This is a genomic window from Ktedonobacteraceae bacterium, from assembly GCA_035653615.1.
Taxonomy (GTDB): domain Bacteria; phylum Chloroflexota; class Ktedonobacteria; order Ktedonobacterales; family Ktedonobacteraceae; genus DASRBN01.
Map to the genome: position 1 here is coordinate 203,390 of DASRBN010000004.1, position 17,867 is coordinate 221,256.

The 17,867-nt window shown below is 52.6% G+C and carries 14 protein-coding genes and 2 tRNA genes; 8 read left to right on the forward strand and 8 right to left on the reverse strand.

Features of this window, described 5'->3' with window-relative positions; translation table 11 throughout:
* Nucleotides 1-46: 46 nt before the first annotated feature.
* The 5 genes from VFA09_03230 (at nt 47) to VFA09_03250 (ending at nt 6,177) form a co-directional block, all read left to right on the forward strand.
* On the forward strand, nt 47-1,567 hold the full coding sequence (locus tag VFA09_03230) for a serine/threonine-protein kinase (GenBank protein ID HZU66266.1): 1,521 nt from the start codon (nt 47-49) through the stop codon (nt 1,565-1,567).
* A gap of 113 nt (nt 1,568-1,680) precedes the next feature.
* Entirely contained in the window at nt 1,681-2,826 is a 1,146-nt protein-coding gene (locus VFA09_03235; protein HZU66267.1) for an acyl-CoA dehydrogenase family protein, read from the forward strand.
* A gap of 3 nt (nt 2,827-2,829) precedes the next feature.
* The gene (locus VFA09_03240) at nt 2,830-4,194 is read left to right on the forward strand and encodes an acyclic terpene utilization AtuA family protein (protein ID HZU66268.1); all 1,365 of its coding nucleotides are present in this window, start codon (nt 2,830-2,832) and stop codon (nt 4,192-4,194) included.
* 75 nt (nt 4,195-4,269) lie between these two features.
* A complete protein-coding gene (locus tag VFA09_03245; protein HZU66269.1) occupies nt 4,270-4,620 on the forward strand; it encodes a hypothetical protein in 351 nt (116 codons plus the stop codon).
* A gap of 24 nt (nt 4,621-4,644) precedes the next feature.
* Nucleotides 4,645-6,177: an acyl-CoA carboxylase subunit beta gene (locus VFA09_03250; protein HZU66270.1), complete on the forward strand. Its 1,533-nt coding sequence runs from the start codon at nt 4,645-4,647 to the stop codon at nt 6,175-6,177.
* Here VFA09_03250 and VFA09_03255 read toward each other — a convergent pair.
* Nucleotides 6,161-6,634, reverse strand: a complete 474-nt coding sequence (locus VFA09_03255; GenBank protein ID HZU66271.1) for a DUF5518 domain-containing protein — start codon at nt 6,632-6,634, stop codon at nt 6,161-6,163. The genes VFA09_03250 and VFA09_03255 overlap by 17 nt on opposite strands.
* Before the next feature lie 252 nt (nt 6,635-6,886).
* Here VFA09_03255 and VFA09_03260 point away from each other — a divergent pair, with 252 nt between their 5' ends.
* Nucleotides 6,887-7,783 carry a methyltransferase domain-containing protein gene (locus VFA09_03260; protein HZU66272.1) on the forward strand — a complete coding sequence of 299 codons (897 nt, stop codon included), beginning with the start codon at nt 6,887-6,889 and terminating at the stop codon, nt 7,781-7,783.
* Nucleotides 7,780-7,992, forward strand: coding sequence for a biotin/lipoyl-containing protein (locus VFA09_03265; protein HZU66273.1), 213 nt, complete (start codon nt 7,780-7,782; stop codon nt 7,990-7,992). The genes VFA09_03260 and VFA09_03265 overlap by 4 nt, the downstream gene beginning before the upstream one ends.
* 122 nt (nt 7,993-8,114) lie before the next feature.
* On the opposite strand, the gene VFA09_03270 is transcribed toward VFA09_03265, so the two are convergent.
* Nucleotides 8,115-8,200 (reverse strand) — tRNA-Ser (locus tag VFA09_03270).
* Between the two features lie 48 nt (nt 8,201-8,248).
* Nucleotides 8,249-8,333: transfer RNA gene (locus VFA09_03275), tRNA-Ser, on the reverse strand.
* A 277-nt stretch (nt 8,334-8,610) separates the two neighbouring features.
* Here VFA09_03275 and VFA09_03280 point away from each other — a divergent pair.
* A complete protein-coding gene (locus tag VFA09_03280) occupies nt 8,611-12,147 on the forward strand; it encodes an SEC-C metal-binding domain-containing protein (protein ID HZU66274.1) in 3,537 nt (1,178 codons plus the stop codon).
* On the opposite strand, the gene VFA09_03285 is transcribed toward VFA09_03280, so the two are convergent.
* The 5 genes from VFA09_03285 to VFA09_03305 form a co-directional block, all read right to left on the reverse strand.
* Nucleotides 12,144-12,701, reverse strand: a complete 558-nt coding sequence (locus tag VFA09_03285) for an RHS repeat-associated core domain-containing protein (protein HZU66275.1) — start codon at nt 12,699-12,701, stop codon at nt 12,144-12,146. The two genes, VFA09_03280 and VFA09_03285, sit on opposite strands and share 4 nt — an antisense overlap.
* A gap of 89 nt (nt 12,702-12,790) precedes the next feature.
* The gene (locus tag VFA09_03290; GenBank protein HZU66276.1) at nt 12,791-14,002 is read right to left on the reverse strand and encodes a tetratricopeptide repeat protein; all 1,212 of its coding nucleotides are present in this window, start codon (nt 14,000-14,002) and stop codon (nt 12,791-12,793) included.
* 411 nt (nt 14,003-14,413) lie between these two features.
* Entirely contained in the window at nt 14,414-15,985 is a 1,572-nt protein-coding gene (locus VFA09_03295; protein HZU66277.1) for an RHS repeat-associated core domain-containing protein, read from the reverse strand.
* A gap of 180 nt (nt 15,986-16,165) precedes the next feature.
* Nucleotides 16,166-16,549 (reverse strand): hypothetical protein, encoded by a 384-nt coding sequence (locus tag VFA09_03300; GenBank protein ID HZU66278.1) that lies wholly within the window; start codon nt 16,547-16,549, stop codon nt 16,166-16,168.
* Nucleotides 16,550-16,970: 421 nt separating this feature from the next.
* On the reverse strand, nt 16,971-17,867 hold an 897-nt coding region (locus tag VFA09_03305), incomplete at its 5' end, for a hypothetical protein (GenBank protein ID HZU66279.1).

A 17,867-nucleotide genomic window follows, 5' to 3' on the forward strand; every position in this document is an offset into this window, starting at 1 on the left:
AGCACAGCTTTTAGGGGACATGCCGCCTTGCGTGTAGGAAAGCAGGATGAACGCCCAGACCCAAATATATACTATTCCAGGCTCGTTACGTCAACCGAACGCTATGCTCGACTCCTTGCAGGGAATATTGCAGCAGGCTCTCAGGTCATCGACCACGCTATCCCTAAGGGCAGCCGCTGTAGTACGTGGCCGTGGAGTCTATCTCATAGACAACAACGCGGAACGAGCCCAATATATAGCATCACTACTGGTATCGGCAGGCTATCGTTCTATAATAGTAGCCAGTACCCTGGATGCCTTCACTCACTTTCTCCAGGGTACATTTGTTCCAATGGCGGTTATTGCCCTGCAAGAAGAGACGAATCAGCGCTTTTTCCTCAATCGCCTTTCAAAGCAAATTCTTGACAAGTACGAATGGGAAATACTCTTTGTGCGCCTGCTCTTGCCGCCATCCGATCAATTTTTGCCGCGCACTACTGCGCCATTGGCCCCCTTGCAATCTTCAGGCGCTTTACCGTCTTCAACAACAAGACCCTTACCACCTTTACAATCACCGCAAACAAGCGGCAAGTCTGATAAATCGGCACTCTACACACAAACGACGGCGCCTTTACCTCGTTTGCCCGCAGTTCCGGCCAGTTCAATAGAAGAAAAAAATCCATCCCGGCAGGTACAGGAAAAAGTCCTCTCAAAGCAGGAAAATAAGGAGAAGCTCTCGCTGGAGGGGGAAAATCTGGGTCGCTACCAGATATATGAGTCGCGTGGTGGTGGCCCACTGTGTGCGGTTTATCGCGCATATGACCGCATGCGAGAACTGGATGTTGCATTGAAAGTCATTCCAACCAGTACCATTACCTATCAAATCAACGAGGGATCAACCGAACTGCCCAACTTCTTCCAACCCGAATTAGACCTGCTGGCTGACCTGAAGCATCCCCATATTTTGCCTATCATCCATATTGGGAAATCCTACGTAAGCGGCCAACCATTTTTCTACAAAACCACACGCTACTGTCCCGAAGGCGCGCTCGACTCGTGGCTGCTCCAGCACGACTCTAAAATGTACGCGCCGCGCGAGGTTCTCGGTATTTTGTTCCAACTGGCCGACGCGCTTCGTGTTATCCATGAACATCAAAAGCTGTACCGCAACTTCAAGCTATCGAATATTCTGGTATTGAACCAGGCAGAAAGTATGCCCGGCCTCAACGTCGCGCTGGTTGATTTTGCCTTTGAACACGATGGGGTCTGCTATGCCAGGACCCCGGCGAACTACCGTTACATGGCCCCTGAGCAATTTGATGGCCAGTCTTCACCTGCCTCAGAGCAATATGGCCTGGCCGCTATCATTTATGAACTACTCACAAAACGCCCCCCATTTCAGGGCAATTCCGAGCAAATCATGAAGCGGATGCACGCGAATATGCAGACCCAGCCCCCCTCTATCCTCAACCCGGCCATTTCTCCCGCTCTCAACAAGGTGATGCTGCGTGCCCTGGCAAAAAGGCCGGAGGAACGTTATGCGTCCGTCGTTGAATTTGCCCAGGCTTTCCAGCGCTATTGTGGTTGAATCAGGCCACGATGCGGTGTCCCATTCAATCGGCCCCTTACGTGCTCCCAGGCTATCTGTTATAATAAAGTCCGGTCTTTGCATATGTAATCAGAAAGGATGGATCGCCTGCCATGGATTTTGAACTGCCGGAAGAGCATCAACTGGCCTATGAAAGCGCGTTTGCCTTCGCGCAAGATGAAATCAAACCACATAATGCGGAGATCGAACGCACAGACGACTTTCCACCCTGGATCTGGAAACGGCTGGCCGAGCAGGGCTACACAGGCATAGCCATCCCCGAAGAGTATGGCGGCAGCGGCGGCGATTTCCTGATGGCGGCGCTGGTGGCTCGCGCCATCGGACGCGCGAATGGCTCCATTTCAATGTCCTACGGGGCGCATTTAAATCTCTGTGCCCATAACATCATGCGCAATGGAACCGAAGAACAAAAACAAAAATATCTTCCTAAACTCACAAGCACCGAGATGATCGGCGCCTTGGCTCTCACCGAACCGAATGCTGGCTCCGACGCCATGGGCATCCAGATGACGGCGCGGCCAACCGAGGGCGGCTACCTGCTCAACGGCACCAAGATGTTCATTACCAATGGCCCGATTGCCGATCTGCTGATCGTCTACGCCAAAACGCGACCGGAGGCAGGCAGTCGCGGCATCACCGCCTTCATTTTTGAGACGAAGACGCCCGGTTTCTATGTTGCGCGCAAATTGAGCAAGCTGGGCATGCATGGCTCACCGACGGGCGAACTGGTCTTCGAGAATGCTTTTGTGCCCGAAGAAAATGTGCTGGGTAAGGTCAATGAGGGTTTCAAAGTCGTGATGAGCGGACTCGACCTTGAGCGTGCCTTCTACGCGGTGAGTATGGTTGGTGGCATCGAAGCCGCATTGGAGATCTCCATCAAATATGCGAAGGAGCGCGAGCAATTCGGCCAGCCCATCGCCAATTTCCAGCTCGTTCAGGCCAAAATCGCGGAGATGTATACCGATCTGGAAGCGGCGCGGCTGATGGCGCATCGCTGCATGTGGCTGGCGCAGCAGGGCAAACGTGTCAGCAAAGAAGCCGCCGCGGCGCTACTCTTCTCGGCCCGCGCTGCCATGCGCGCCGCGGATGAGGCGTTGCAGATTCATGGCGGTTGGGGCTATCTAACGGACTTCGAGGTCGAAAAAATGTGGCGCAATGCCAAACTCGGCGAGATCGGAGCCGGAACGAACGAGATTCGCCTGCTGCTGATAGCCAGAGAACTGCTTGGTATGAGGTAAGGCATGAAATCTGTGCGCATCGCCGGAGGACTCGGCTTTTATGGCGACTCGTGGCGCCCGATTCGCGCGAGCATTGAGCGTGGCAATGTACGATATGTTGCGTCCGACCATCTCGCGGAATTGACGCTGGCCATCCTCCAGAAAGACCGCCAGCGCGACCCCAGCCTGGGCTATACACGCGATCTCGTTCCTATGCTGCTAGACCTGCTTCCTATAGCCATTCCACGCGGTATTAAATTCATTCTGAACGCGGGTGGGCTGAATCCGCCGGGGGCGCGTGGGGTGCTGCTGAACGCGCTCAAAAAAGCCGGTCTCAAGCTGAAAGTGGGCGTTGTGCTGGGTGATTCGGTTCTGGAGCGCCTCGATGAATTGCAGGGCGCAGGCGTTTCCCTGGCACACATGGATACAGGCGAAGACATAGCCGGTGTGCGCGAGCGCCTCTTATTCGCCAGCGCGTATCTGGGAGCGCGACCAATTGTTGATGCTTTGAAAGCGGGAGCGGATATCGTGCTGACCGGGCGCATTGCGGACGCCGCGCTCTTCCTGGCCCCAATGGTTCATGAACTGGGCTGGCGCTGGGATGATTGGGATAAACTGGCGCAGGGAATAGTGGTTGGACACCTGCTGGAGTGTAGCGGGCAGGCTACGGGCGGCAATTTTGGTGGCGATTGGCGCTCCATTCCCGACCTTGCGCATATTGGCTACCCTATCGCGGAAGTCTGGGAGAACGGGGATGCGGTTATTAGCAAGGCTCCTGGCACAGGTGGGCGCGTCAATTTCGATACGTTGCGCGAGCAATTATTATACGAAGTGCATGATCCCCGCCATTACCTGACGCCGGATGTCGATGTCGATATGACTACACTGCGCCTGCAAGAAATTGGTCCTGACGAAGTGCTTGTCAGCGGAGCGAAAGGGCGACCCGCTCCGGATACGCTCAAGGTTGTGGCCGGCTATGAAGATGGCGTCATGGGACAGGCCATCATCGGCTATGCCTGGCCGGATGCCCTGGCAAAGGCGCAGGCCGCGGCGCAAATCATTCAGCAGCAAATGACCGAAATTGGCCTGCAAGCGGATGAGACCATTGTCGAATACCTGGGATACAACTCCATCCATGGCCCGCTTGCCGACCCTACCTATATCGATGAATTGAACGAGGTCTACCTGCGCATCGCCATTCGTTGTAAGGATCGGCACGAGGCGGCGAAACTTGGTCGTCTCTTTCCGCCGCTGGCGCTCAGCGGCCCGCCTTTCATCGGCGGAGCTGGTGGCATGCTGGAGCCGCGAGGACTGCTGGGTATCTGGCCCACGCTTGCCCCGCGTGACATCATCGAAGAATACGTGCGCGTGAGCGTGGAGGAACCGTGATGTAGGGGCCGATTGATCGCGCCCAGCGCCGATTCATCGGCCTCCATATTTATCCAACAATCAAGCGGAGGAACTATGAAAAGACAACTGGTGGGGCTTGCTCATGCCCGTTCGGGCGACAAAGGCGACAAGGCCGATATCAGCCTCTTCGCGCCTGATGAGGCAACCTATAACCTGCTGGCGCGTGAAGTCACGGCAGAACGCGTACAGGCGCATTTCAACGGCATTATCACAGGAAAGGTCGAACGGTACGAGGTACCGAATGTCCTGGCGCTCAAATTCGTGCTGCATGGTGCGCTCGATGGTGGCGCATCACGCTCGCTGCGCAGCGATGGGTTAGGTAAGTCTTTATCATCGGCATTATTGAGAATGGAAATTGACGACGACCTGCTAGAGCGAAATTCAACTGAAACAGTTGAAGATTAGCTTCCGAAAGGGATACATCGCCTCATGACAAGTAAAGATGAGCAACTGGCAGCCGAGATCGAACGAATCAAAAAAGGTGGAGCGGAAAAATACCATATCCGCAATCGCGAGCAAAAGAAGCTCTTCGCGCGTGATCGCCTCAAACTGCTGCTGGATGATGGCAAGATCGAGTTCGAGGATGGGATGTTCGCCGAGTGCCAGAATCCTGAGCTACCCTCTGACGGCAATATTACCGGCGTTGGGCGCATTTATGGGCGGCCGGTAGCCTTCAGCGCGTCCGATTCGACGGTCAAGGCCGGGTCGGCGGGCGAAAAGTCGGTGCAGAAGAACCTGCGTATCCAGGAAATGGCGATGCAGATGCGCATTCCCATGTTCTATCTGATCGACTCGGCGGGAGCGCGCATTCCTGATCAGATTCGCCTGTTCCCTGGCCGCAACCAGGGTGGGCGCACTTTTTACAACCAGATTAAGATGTCCGGTGTAGTGCCGCAAATTTCCATCATGTTTGGACCCTCACCGGCAGGCGCGGCCTATACACCGGCCTTTGCCGATATCGCGATCATGGTCGAGGGCAATGCCAGCGCCTACCTCGGTTCGCCGCGTATGGCCGAGATGGTGACGCGCGAGAAGGTCACGCTCGAAGAGATGGGTGGCGCGCGCATGCATTGTACCGTCTCCGGCCTCGGCGACTTCCTGGCCGGGAGCGAGGAGGATGCCATTCGTATCGCGCGTGAGTATTTCCGCTATATGCCGCAGAATTACCTGGAAAAACCGGCGAATGCCGAACCCGCGCCGCCTGCCAGCGATCGATCGCTCAAAGACATCGTACCTGAGGCTCAGAACAAGCCCTTTAACATGTATGACTTCATTCATTCACTGATCGATGGTGGCAGCTTCCTGGAAGTCAAAAAGCTCTTTGCTCCCGAACTGATTACCGGCTTCGCGCGCCTGGGTGGGCGCGTAATCGGCATTGTTGCCAACCAGCCGCGTGTTAAGGGCGGCGTGCTGTTCACCGATTCGTCTGATAAAGGGACGCGCTTTGTCAATACCTGCAATGCCTTCAACATTCCCCTGCTCTTCCTGGCCGATGTCTCCGGTTTCATGATCGGTTCTGCCGTCGAACGTGCCGGTATCATTCGTCATGGCGCAAAGTTCATTGCCGCCGTCTCGCAGGCCGTCGTGCCCAAAATCTCGGTTATCGTGCGCAAGTGCTATGGCGCGGGTCTCTATGCGATGGCGGGTCCCGCCTTTGGCACCGATGCCGTGCTGGCGCTTCCAACCGCCCAGATCGCCGTGATGGGTCCCGAAGCCGCTATCAACGCCGTCTACGCCAACCAGATTGCCGCCCTGCCCGAAGAGGAACGCGAGCCATTCCGCAAGATGATGGAGGCGCGCTACGCCGAGGATATCGATATTTTTCGCCTGGCCTCTGAGTTAATCGTGGACACTATCACGCCTTTCGAGTCCCTGCGCGATGAACTGATTGCGCGCTACAGCATTTATCAGACGAAGGAGGCCCGTTTCTCCGAATGCAGGAATCCTATTTACCCGGTGTGACTCTCTTGATCCACCATCTGCCAATTGCGCCCCCCAGCATAGCAAGCAGCGTTCCCACAACATTCAGGAACAATAGGAGAAAGAAGAATATCGAAATAACTATACTCACAAGTTCAGGGTAATAGCGGCTAGAAGGCGCAGGATGGGGTGGATTCAGCACAAGCGCGATAATGGCAACCAGTAGCACAACAGCACTGGCGATGCATCCCGTTACAAACCCGGCGGCTACCCCTGCCAGTGGCCGCTCACTATATCTCGTCGTCAGTATCCCTGCTAACATTCCAAACACAAAGTAGAGCGCAAGCCCCGGCCAGAACGAGGCATTCAACGCGAGGTTGGTGTCAAAACGGGGCAGTCCTGCCATGTAGAGCAACAGCTGGAGCAGGCCAAGTACAACACCTGGACCAGGTTGTAGCAACAAACGGGACACGAGCGAGGAGATGTTACGGGTTTGCACGATGCTTGCTCCTCTCTGGCTTATATTTATCCTGATTCTCAATATTGATAGCTTGCGGTAAAGGCAAATCTATTGTAGAGTTTGTGGTGGTTCATACTATACTACGCAATTCTGGATGCATACTTCTCTGCTGAGGTGGAATTCATAGGATTTAAGGCCTCTTGCTGAGAAACGCGGAAAAGAATATAATAGCGTTGTTGGCTCATGCATGAAAAGGAATAGGGCCAACGAGCAAAAGAAGGAGTGCCAAATATGCCGATAGACCCACCTCAACGGCAGGATAGCTATATAATTAATCCTGAGAGCGCCGCGGAAATGGCGCGACTCATTGATCAGCATCGCTTCATCACCAGATATATGGGCGGGCTTTTCCCTCCAGATGTGGACCCTGCGGGATTCAAACGGGTTCTAGACCTCGCTTGCGGCCCTGGTAGCTGGGTACAGGATGTTGCTTTTAAGTATCCTGAAACGGAAGTCGTCGGTGTGGATATCATCGAGCAGATGGTCGGTTACGCACACGCTCTATCCCGTGTGCAGCGTCTTGATAATGCCTCCTATAAGGTGATGGATATCCGCAAGCCGCTCAATTTTGAGGATGATTCCTTTGATTTCGTCAACATGCGTTTCCTGGTGTACGTACTCTCTCCTGGTGACTGGCCTGGCCTGCTCGCCGAATGCAGGCGCATACTCAAGCCCGGTGGCATCCTCAGAATCACGGAAGCTGACTGTTCGGATATCACCAATAGCGCTGCTTATGAGCGCCTGCTTGAGTTGTCAATAGAGGCTATTCGTAAAACCGGGCGCGCTTTCTTTTCCTCCGGTCGTTTCATCGGTACCATGTTTATGACCGGGCATTTGCTTGAGCAAGCCGGCTTCGAAGATATTCGAAGGCAGGCGCATATCATGGATTGGTCCGCGAACAGCGAAGCCCACCAGTCCCAGTCTATAAATGTGAGGACCGGCCTGCAGCTTGGTAAGGAATTCCTCATCTCAACGGGCGTCATCACAGAGGAACAGTTCGAGGAACTCTACAATCAGGCGGTCAGCGACATATACGGGTCCGATTTCATAGCCAGCCTCTTTTTCCTCTCAGCCTGGGGTAGGAAGCCGGAGGAGAGCAGCAGTATAGAGGAAAATGGGCAAGCATGAAGCGTATCGTATCCAACATGGCCGGAGTGGTCTTAGAATTCCTGGTCAAACCTGGCGAACAGATCAGCGTTGACCAGGATGTCGTCATGCTTGAATCCATGAAGATGCAGATTCCTGTCCAGTCCACCGTCAATGGAACGGTGAAAACCCTCAAAGCTAACGAGGGTGATTTTGTGAATGAGGGGGATGTGCTGCTAGAGGTAGAATAAAACCCGGCAAGAATACTGCAAACAAAACACTCGTAGGCATTCCGAAAAGCTACGGGTGTTTTGCTGTCAAATGAGCCGGGGGCAATTTCGAATCTAGAGGTGAAGCCACTTTAGAGGAGAGGCGGAGGAGGTGGGATTCGAACCCACGGAGGCTATTCACCTCACACGATTTCCAGTCGTGCCCACTAGGCCACTATGGGACTCCTCCATGCTGGCCTGCCCCATTGATATTAGACGATGGAAGGCAGGTCCGGGGCGGAGAGAGTGGGATTCGAACCCACGAGGACTTTCGCCCTACCGCTTTTCGAGAGCGGCACATTCGACCACTCTGACATCTCTCCGCCGCCAAGTATAGCATATCTCATAAAGTAAGGCAAGCATTTGCGGAACCGCGGAGTATATCGCACATTGACATGCATCTGTCGAGCGCGTATACTCATGGATGGGCAGGAAACGCTCGACTGTACAGTTCACCCGGCAAGATAGAGAAGCCATCAAGATTACGAGGGAACGCTATAGCTGCCTCTAAACAAGAATTTTTGAACACGACAAAGCGTTATTATAGAGAGATAGAGAATATCTTAGCACCAACACCGCGCAGCAGGAGAACACACCATTATGCAATTACTTGGGAAAATGCTGGGTGATCCCAACAAAAAAGAATTGAAGGTCATCCAGCCACTTGTAGATAAAATCAATGAACTCGAACCGGCTATGGAGCAACTGAGCGATGATGAATTAGCCGCAAAAACAGAGGAATTTCGCGCCCAGCTTTACCTCTACCTCAAAGGTGGCATGGTGCTTGAAAACGAACTGGTGAAACTCTTCGCCGAGGCATTAGAGACGGTAGAGCCGCTCGCGAGTACGTGCAGCGATGCGCAGTTGCACGCCGTCATGAATGAGCCGCGCCAGTTCATCGAACGCAAACGCGACCCGGAATATTACCTGCGCGATCACCTGCAAGATACACTTTCTGAAACATTCGAAAAAGCCTATCAAAACCTGAACCCGATCCTCAATGCCCAACGCATTTCTCGCGCGCTCGACCTGTTGCATGAACGAGAAGAGCGATTGGAAGACGCGGAAGACCCCCAGCAGGCAACACTGGACTTGCTCAAAGAGGTTGAGCCTGCCCTGGATGAAATCGATGACGAATTTCTGGAAGAGGCTTTTCAGAAAGCATGGCCGCGTTTTGAATCCGCTCGCAGCAATGCTGCCGGCGACAATAGTAATGCCGACGCGCAGATTATGAAATTGTTCGGCGATATCCTGAATACGTTGCAGGAGGAACTGGTCGCCGTCAAAGCCGAGCAGATGGATGAGCTGCTACCAGAAATGGTGAAGCGCTACAAATCCGGCAAAACGCTCGATGATCTGCTGCCGGAGGCTTTTGCTGTCGTGCGCGAAGCGGGCCGGCGTACCATTCAGATGCGCCATTATGACGTGCAATTAATAGGTGGCGTTGTGCTGCACCAGGGAAAAATCGCTGAGATGCGCACCGGTGAAGGTAAAACGCTGGTCGCTACTCTGCCCGCCTATCTGAATGCCTTGCCGGGCAAAGGTGTACATGTTGTGACCGTCAATGATTACCTGGCAAAGCGTGATGCCGAGTGGATGGGGCATATCTACAAGTTCCTGGGCCTCAGCGTCGGTGTGATTGTCAATGCGGTTGATCCACAGACCCCACAGCGCCGCGCGCAGTACCAGGCCGATATTACCTATGGCACCAACAACGAGTTCGGTTTCGATTATCTGCGCGATAACATGGTCGGGTCGCTTGAGCAGATGGTGCAGCGCGACCTGAACTATGCCATTGTCGACGAGGTTGATAATATCCTGATTGACGAAGCGCGTACGCCGCTCATCATCTCCGGCCAGGGCCAGGAATCGACGGATCACTACCGGCAATTCGCTCAATGGGCCAGGCGCTTGAAGCCCGAAACCGACTATACCATCGAGGAAAAGACGCGTACCGTTATTCTGACCGAAGAAGGCATCGAGAAGATCGAGAAGATGGCGGGTATCGACAATATCTATGACGAGGGGAATGTCGAACTGACGCGCTACATGGAAAACGCCATTAAGGCCGAAGTGATCTTCAAGCGAGACAAAGACTATATCGTCAAAGATGGCGAGGTGGTCATTGTCGACGAGTTCACCGGCCGCCAGATGCCGGGACGTCGCTACAGCGAAGGCCTGCACCAGGCTATCGAGGCCAAAGAGAACGTCAAGGTGCAGCGCGAGAATCATACGCTGGCAACCATCACCTTCCAGAATTTCTTCCGCCTCTATGAAAAGCTGGCTGGTATGACCGGTACCGCTTTGACCGAAGCTGAAGAACTGCACAAGATTTATAAACTCGATGTCATTGTGATTCCAACGCACAAGCCGATGATTCGTAAGGACCTGCCGGATCTGATTTACCGCACGACCGAAGCAAAATATAAGGCCGTGGTTGAGGAGATCAAGGCACTCCACGAGAAGGCGCTTTATAAACTCGATGAAAACGGCGAGCCGGTGCTGGACGAAGACGGCAACCCGATTGTGATCGCGCAAGGCCAACCCGTTTTGATAGGTACCACATCGGTGGAGAACTCCGAGTATCTCTCAAGCTTGTTGGATAGAGAAGGCATCCCACACAACGTGTTGAATGCCAAACACCATGAACGCGAAGCGCAGATCGTCGCGCAGGCCGGTAGCCTGGGGGCAGTCACCATCGCCACCAATATGGCTGGCCGTGGTACCGACATTCTGCTTGGTGGCAATCCGGCAGGCTATCGCGACAGCATTCTGCGCAAACACGCCGAGCAGGTGGACTTCATTCGAGAAATGCCGTCGCGCACGCCCGATGAGCGCGAAGAGAAGGAAGAGGCCATTCGGCAATATATCGAGAATATGACGGAAGAAGAGATCGAACGTCTCATGCGACGGAAAGAACTCGAGTGCGAAGAGGATCACAAGCGCGTTGTCGAATTGGGCGGGCTTCATATTATCGGTACTGAACGGCACGAATCGCGGCGTATCGATAACCAGTTGCGCGGTCGTGCCGGGCGCCAGGGCGATCCAGGTTCCTCGCGTTTCTACCTGTCGCTCGAAGACGAATTGATGCGCCGCTTCGCTGCCGAACGCGTCTCCAAATTGATGCAGCGAGTTGGCATGGATGACGATGTTCCGCTTGAGAGCGGACTGGTCTCGCGTTTCATTGAGCAGGCCCAGACGAGTGTTGAGGGATACAACTTCGATATTCGTAAAAATGTGGTCGAATATGACGATGTCATCGCGAAACAGCGTGAAGTGATCTACGACGATAGGCGAGCCGTGCTCGAACGTGCCGATATGCACGAGCGCGTGCTCGATATGATACGGGCCGAGGTGAAAAGAATCGTCCAGATGCAGATTCCAGGCAATGTGATCTCGGAAGAGGAGGAACTGGACAACCTGATCACAGTTCTCGAAGCCTGGGTGCATATACCGGATGAGATCCTGCCGGAGAATCTTCATGCTGTGCGCCGCGATGATCTCAGCAAAAGGCTGGTTGATTTCATCGTGAACCACTATGAAGAGCGTGGCAAGGAACTGGATAAGCGCGCGAAAGAACATCCCGAATACGGCATACCAACCGTGCGTGATATAGAGCGCTCCGTTATCTTGCAGGTGATTGACCGCCTGTGGATGGATCATATCGATGCGCTGGACGTTTTGCGCTCCAGTATCCATTTCCGCTCGGTCGGGCAGCGCGACCCGCTGGTCGAATTCAAGAACGAAGCGTACCTGATGTTCGATCAATTGAAGGGCTATATCCAGCACTACGTCGTTGATCAACTGCTCAAGATACTCCCGAACCTGTTAAGCAGAGATTTCAGCGCGCCTGTCGAACGGCCTGCTCCCAGGCGCAAAGCTCCACTGCCTGCTCGTCCAAATGTGAAGACCCTTGCGACATCGGGTGGTCAGGCGAAGGCGCGCCCAGGCAACGCACCCGTTCAAGCCGCTGCTTCCCGCGCGCAAAATGCCGGCAACCGCTCGAATGGTCAGGGGCAGAAACGCGCAGCGGCCACTTCGACAGCTCAAAGCCCGGTGGTAGTTGGCAAAGTTGGACGCAATGACCCATGCCCATGTGGGAGCGGGAAAAAGTATAAGAAGTGCCACGGAGCTTAGCACTCTGAATTGCTGACGACCGCTTTGGTGCCATTCCATAGATTGCAGAAGAAGTTGCACGAACCCTGCTGCGGAGGCGGGGGTGGTGGAGGTGGCGGGAGCACATAGTGGCCATTATTGTTGCTGGCTCCGATGAACAGCTGCCCGGTCGGATCATTTCTGCTCTCCGGGTTCCCGCCGACATACGTATAGGGGTCCATCCCCTGTAGATTCCCTTGTACGTTATCCGCCGAGAGGAAGACGCCCACCACCGGGTCGTAGTAGCGTGAGACGTAATAGTCCAGTCCCGTCAAGGGGTCGTTGTACTGGCCGGTGAAGCCCTTGGTGGTGTTGATGGTGCCGGCAGAGTAGCGCCCCTTGCCATAGGGGCCGAAGAGTTGGTTGCCCTGCACCGAGGCGCCGCCTGCCGACCAGGTGATCTCCGAGAGGATGCTGCCCAGGGCGTCGGTGAGCAGGAAAAATCTGCTTGGAGCGTGTGTACGAGGAATCCCAAAGTGGGTGATGGTTTGCCAGAGACAACGACCCAGCGAGGCAAAACCATGATGTGAGGTCATCTCCAACCAACATACTCTGTGTCAAGGGTCGATATGCGCCTCCGAGCGCTCTCAGTCCATAGCTTCATCGCTTGGAACTCGCTGTATTACTACATTGGTCTCTTCTGCAGATTCTTCTCTCGCTGCTGTTCTAGCCTATCCAACTCTTGCTGTGCTACCGATGCCTCCTCGTTACGCCCCAGGTTATGTAATACACAGGCTTTCGCCGCCCATAAAGCCTTTAATGATGGACTACAGGATAACCCAGCTGCATAAGCGGATAATGCCTCTTCATACTGTCCCAACTGAGAAAGTGCCTCTCCTTTAATCCTATACATTTCTGCCAAGCGTGGTCCTCCTCCTCCTAACGCTAGTCCTCGTTCAATGGCCTGCAATGCTGCCTCATACTGGTCTAAGGCTGCGTATGCCGCCGCCAACTCATACCAGGATATAGAAGATCTACTCCATATCTGTACTGCATGTTCAGCACTCGCCAATGCTTCCCCATGGCGTCCCAACTTTCGTAAGACTGCCGTGTATTCGTTCCAAGCTCGACTTTGTGGCTCTATCTCTATAGCCCGCTTTAGCGCATCCAATGCATCTTGCGACCTCCCTAGTGTGTGGAGGATGGATCCTCGCCTATACCAGGCTGCCTCTGCATCGGGCTTGAGGGCAAGAGCGTGGTCTAGTGAATCGAGGGCATCCTGATAACGATGTACGACTACTTGTCTGTCACCCAACTCAATCCAGCGCATCCAGTCATCAGGATGCCCTTCAAGTATATGCTTGAGTTCTATAATTCGTATACCCTCATGAGGTGCATATGCAGTGTCAACCGGAGCGAAGGCCACTCCTGTGATATCGGCTGTCTGGAATTGGATGCGCAATTTGTCATGTACAAGATAATATCCTCCCTCTTTCATTTGAAAGAGTAAAGGAGCTTTTGTTTCATACTCAGATGTTAAGACGATTTTGGTAAGTCTACGAACGCCTGTTTCGTCATAGACCCACTCTTCTGACTGTTCCCAATCAATTGCCCCCTCAATCCATTGAGGAATCCAGAAGTAATAGCGTGCTGGCAGCGGCTGTTTTGTATCTTTCTCGAATAAATTAGCAGAGTAAGCGGTGAACGGAACATTTGCTCTCTCCAATACATTGATGAAGTCCTCTGTACAGAGCTTCCCTGACGTATTCTGGATATCAAGATAATCCAGTTGCAAACAGGCTTGGCCGATATAAAACGGGAGTGGGGGCATCGACCTTGGGAAGTCACGTTCAGCAGCTAATTGAAGACACAAGCGAGGGTCTATTGCTTGTGGCATTCCATATCGCATCTCTCCATTCAAAACAGATGTTATCAAAAGGTAATACATAGAGTTCCTTCCCTACATGAACATTGTAGTCTTTCCAGATTTAGAGAGACTACGGACAATTATAAATCAAAACAATGTTACACATTTTTCTGTTTACTTCATGAGTGCAAGAAGTGATGCAACCTCAATTCCATTCCAAAACATAGGGCTAATGCTGCTATCCTATCACTTGAGTCTTTCAAGTGGTTTAGCTCTTCCACATTTTCTGTACTAAGCTATGGCATAGTTGGAGACTGAAGCACCTTAGCCCGTTTTGGGAGCGAATCTCCTCGGAGGAGATTTTGCCAAATGGTTCTCTTCTGCACTTCCCATGCCACAGCTTAGCATAGGAAATGTAGAAGAGAACCAAATCAGTCTCTGTCAGCTTAAAAAGCATGTAGTATCCATGTATAGATTGAGTTGATCTATGATGTCCATAACGGCGTTGTAAGCATCTTTCGCCTGGATTTGTTCAGGAATAGAATCAGCATTATACTCTAATTGTGCATAAGCTTGCCACAGCATGTCATTCACCTTTTCTATATATTCTGGATGGCCCGACCATTGTACTGGTCCCGGTTCCCCCTCCTGAGTTACTCTGAATGCATAATCGCCTTTATATGCTGCTCTGCCGTTGTAGGCGCCATTCATATCAAATCCTCCTTCAATCGCTTTCTGAACCAACGGATGATTTTGTAGTTGGCAGGGGATAATATGGTGAGCGACCTGTTCTTCTGGGTTGAAGATTCTCGCGGCATTTATCATGTTGTTTCTGAGATCAGGACCACAATCGTTATGCACCACCCACTGCCCATCACCCACAGTAAAAGTATGATCCTGTTCTACCTCCAGATTATACATCACGCTGGCCCCAGGCACGACCTTCCATCCCGTGACCACCCCATACGTGCCATTGGCCCGCAACACATGCATGCCCAGCGTGATCTGCCCGACCGGCAAAAAGCCTTTCTCCTCGGTCAAGAAGGGGTGCTTCTGGTTAGTATGGATCACTTCATTGCTCTTGAGCAGTTTGTCATGCTGTGCTGGAACGTAGGTGGTCAGCGTGAGATCGACCAGGTCATGGTCGGTATGAATCCAGACATGCAGGATCGGTTCCTCCTCCATTTTGTGCGTCTTGGGATTGTAGGCCAGCACGTCTTCACCCACCTGCAGCTTCCCAATCGGTTCTTTCCCCTGCTCGGTCGTGACAGTAGTCTCAGGAGTGAAACTGCACGGTTGGGGACTGGCGGCAGGCACAGGGGGGATAGGTGGCAAGCCACCTTGCCCACTGCTGCCAGGTTGTGGTTGTGGCCCACTGGGAGTGGGTAGCAGGTCGGATATCTCGTACCTGGCCAGCACGGCACTATTGACGGCAGTCCCTCCAAAGATGGCACAACATCCTATGGTGAGCAGTGCCGGCGTTGGGACAGGCTGTGGCTGAGGCGTATTGGCGCTGGGCTGGGAGGCTTGTGGTTGTGGCGCCTGCATAATGATCGCTGAAGTCGCCCACAAAATACCGACACCGAGCCAGGGACCTAAAAAAGGGAGCAGCAACGGCCATAATCCTGGAGAGACGACTGGAGGAGGAGGTGGCTCTTGCGCGGTGGTGAACCTTTGCCCGGTGGGATCACTCTTCGTCTCAGGATTCCCCCCGACATAGGTATAGGGGTCCATCCCCTGTAGATTCCCTTGTACGTTATCCGCCGAGAGGAAGATGCCGACCACCGGGTCGTAGTAGCGTGAGACGTAATAGTCCAGTCCCGTCAAGGGGTCGTTGTACTGGCCGGTGAAGCCCTTGGCGGTGTTGAAGGTGCCCTGAGTGCCACGTGCGTTGCCATAGGGACCAAACACCTGGCTGGCCTTGATGGACGCCCCACCTGCCGACCAGCTGATATCGGAGAGGATGCTGCCCAGCGCGTCGGTGAGCAGGTAGAAGGTGCCGTTGGCGTCCATATCCCCGATCAGACGGTTGCCCAGGAAATAGTAATAGGTGTTCCACTGGTTGGTGCCGGCATCTGCACTACAATGATGCTATTGCAGACCATTTGAATAGTGAGAGTAGTCCTACATATCTCGTTCATGAACGTCCTTGCTCATTTGGGTGGATGGACTTTTTGTCTCGCAATCCTAGAGCTATGTTACTTCATTCATCTGCCTATCCCTTGAAGAAGCTAGCTTTTTATGAGCGCGTCTCGCTCCTAACGCTACTGTAGCCGCTAAACAGAGAACCCAAATATTCCAACTGACCAGAATAGCAATCCACTCATTGAAAGGTATACTCGATGGTCTGAAAAGCCAGCAGACAAGATCAGCTAAAAGCAGACCACCGAGAAGCTTGAGGGCGCGTTTCTCGTTTTTGGCTATCCTTTGCAATCGTACCAATGGTTGCCGCGGGATACTCCAGACGTAATACACCATGTAGATAAGTGAAGCAGCAACTATTATCCCCAGAAATAGTAAGAGGAAAAAAGGAATAATGCTATCTACTAATGATTCTCCAGAAATGATTTTGCCCATTGATTGACCCTATTGTCTCTGTGATGTTCAAAAACAGTGTCAAGCGCTTTCACTTGACAATATTTAAAATTGAAAACCGCTTTTTCAGTAGTACTAGTAGCAATTTGCATATCTCTTTTTATTTGCCCCAATCTTTAACTTCATTCTATTACAGTAAAATATAAAGTGTAAGCTAGAATAAGTGTAAGACTGTGCATGAACAATAGGCCTGTTACTTTGCCCCAGCGATTAGATAATTACATGCCACCATTACCAGCTAAACCATACAGAAAACTAAGATTTTCACTTATGCTACTCAGTGCTTCCGCTTTTTATTCTAACATCCTACAAGTGCTTTGTCCATCGTGCTTTGATAGTGAAATATAGTCGTTACTCAAGTGGACACCGACTTTCTATCGATCAAAGCAAGATGGACAAGCTATTAGGCATAGGGATCACTATAATTCGGTATGAGCGGTGGGGGCGGAAAAGGTGGAAAACCACCCCCGCCATTACCCTGATCTTTATGACTTCGGCTGTAATTATATGTTGCCGTAGCAAAATCTACTACTCGCTGAGTAACCCAAGCAGCCAATTGCGCTGAGAAGACTACTAGACCTAGTTTGGACCCAAGAGCCGATAAGAATTCATTATCGAGAACCCAACCGAGGAGATTTGCCGTAACTGCTACAATATTTAAGATATCAATGCCGGCGGACGTGTAATCATGATTGTGTATATTTTCTGCCAAGTCAAGACCGCTAAAAACTCCGGCAACAATATTCAATCCAACGCCGAGGAGATCAGATACTCCCTCTGCAAGAGCTTTCATCCCACTTGGTAATTGACTTTGAAAAACACCTGAGGGATGTTTGCTTAACCCAGTTAGTATTGCTATGATCGCGGGATCATCGATTGCAGGAAGGTATGTATCGAACGCCGCGAATAAATCCGCATATTTGGCCGCTGCGATGTCGAGTACAGATGCATCTATATAAAACTTACTTATGCCTAAGGCTCCTTTTATCAGAGCCAAAAGAGGCTTCCATTTCCAAGGATCTCCAAATGGGTCTCGATCCGACGGTGCAGGACCAACTTGATCTGAAGGCCCACCAGAATAGGAAGGTCCATACCCATTTGGAATATGCGGACTGGGATCATTCCAATAATCGTCATGAGGTGGGGATTGTGAGGGCGGCGTTCCCCCTGAATCTCCAATAAACAGCTGCCCGGTCGGGTCACTCCTGGTCTCCGGATTGCCGCCGACATAGGTGTAGGGGTCCATCCCTTGCAGATTGCCCTGCTTTTTGTCCGCCGAGAGGAACACGCCGACCACCGG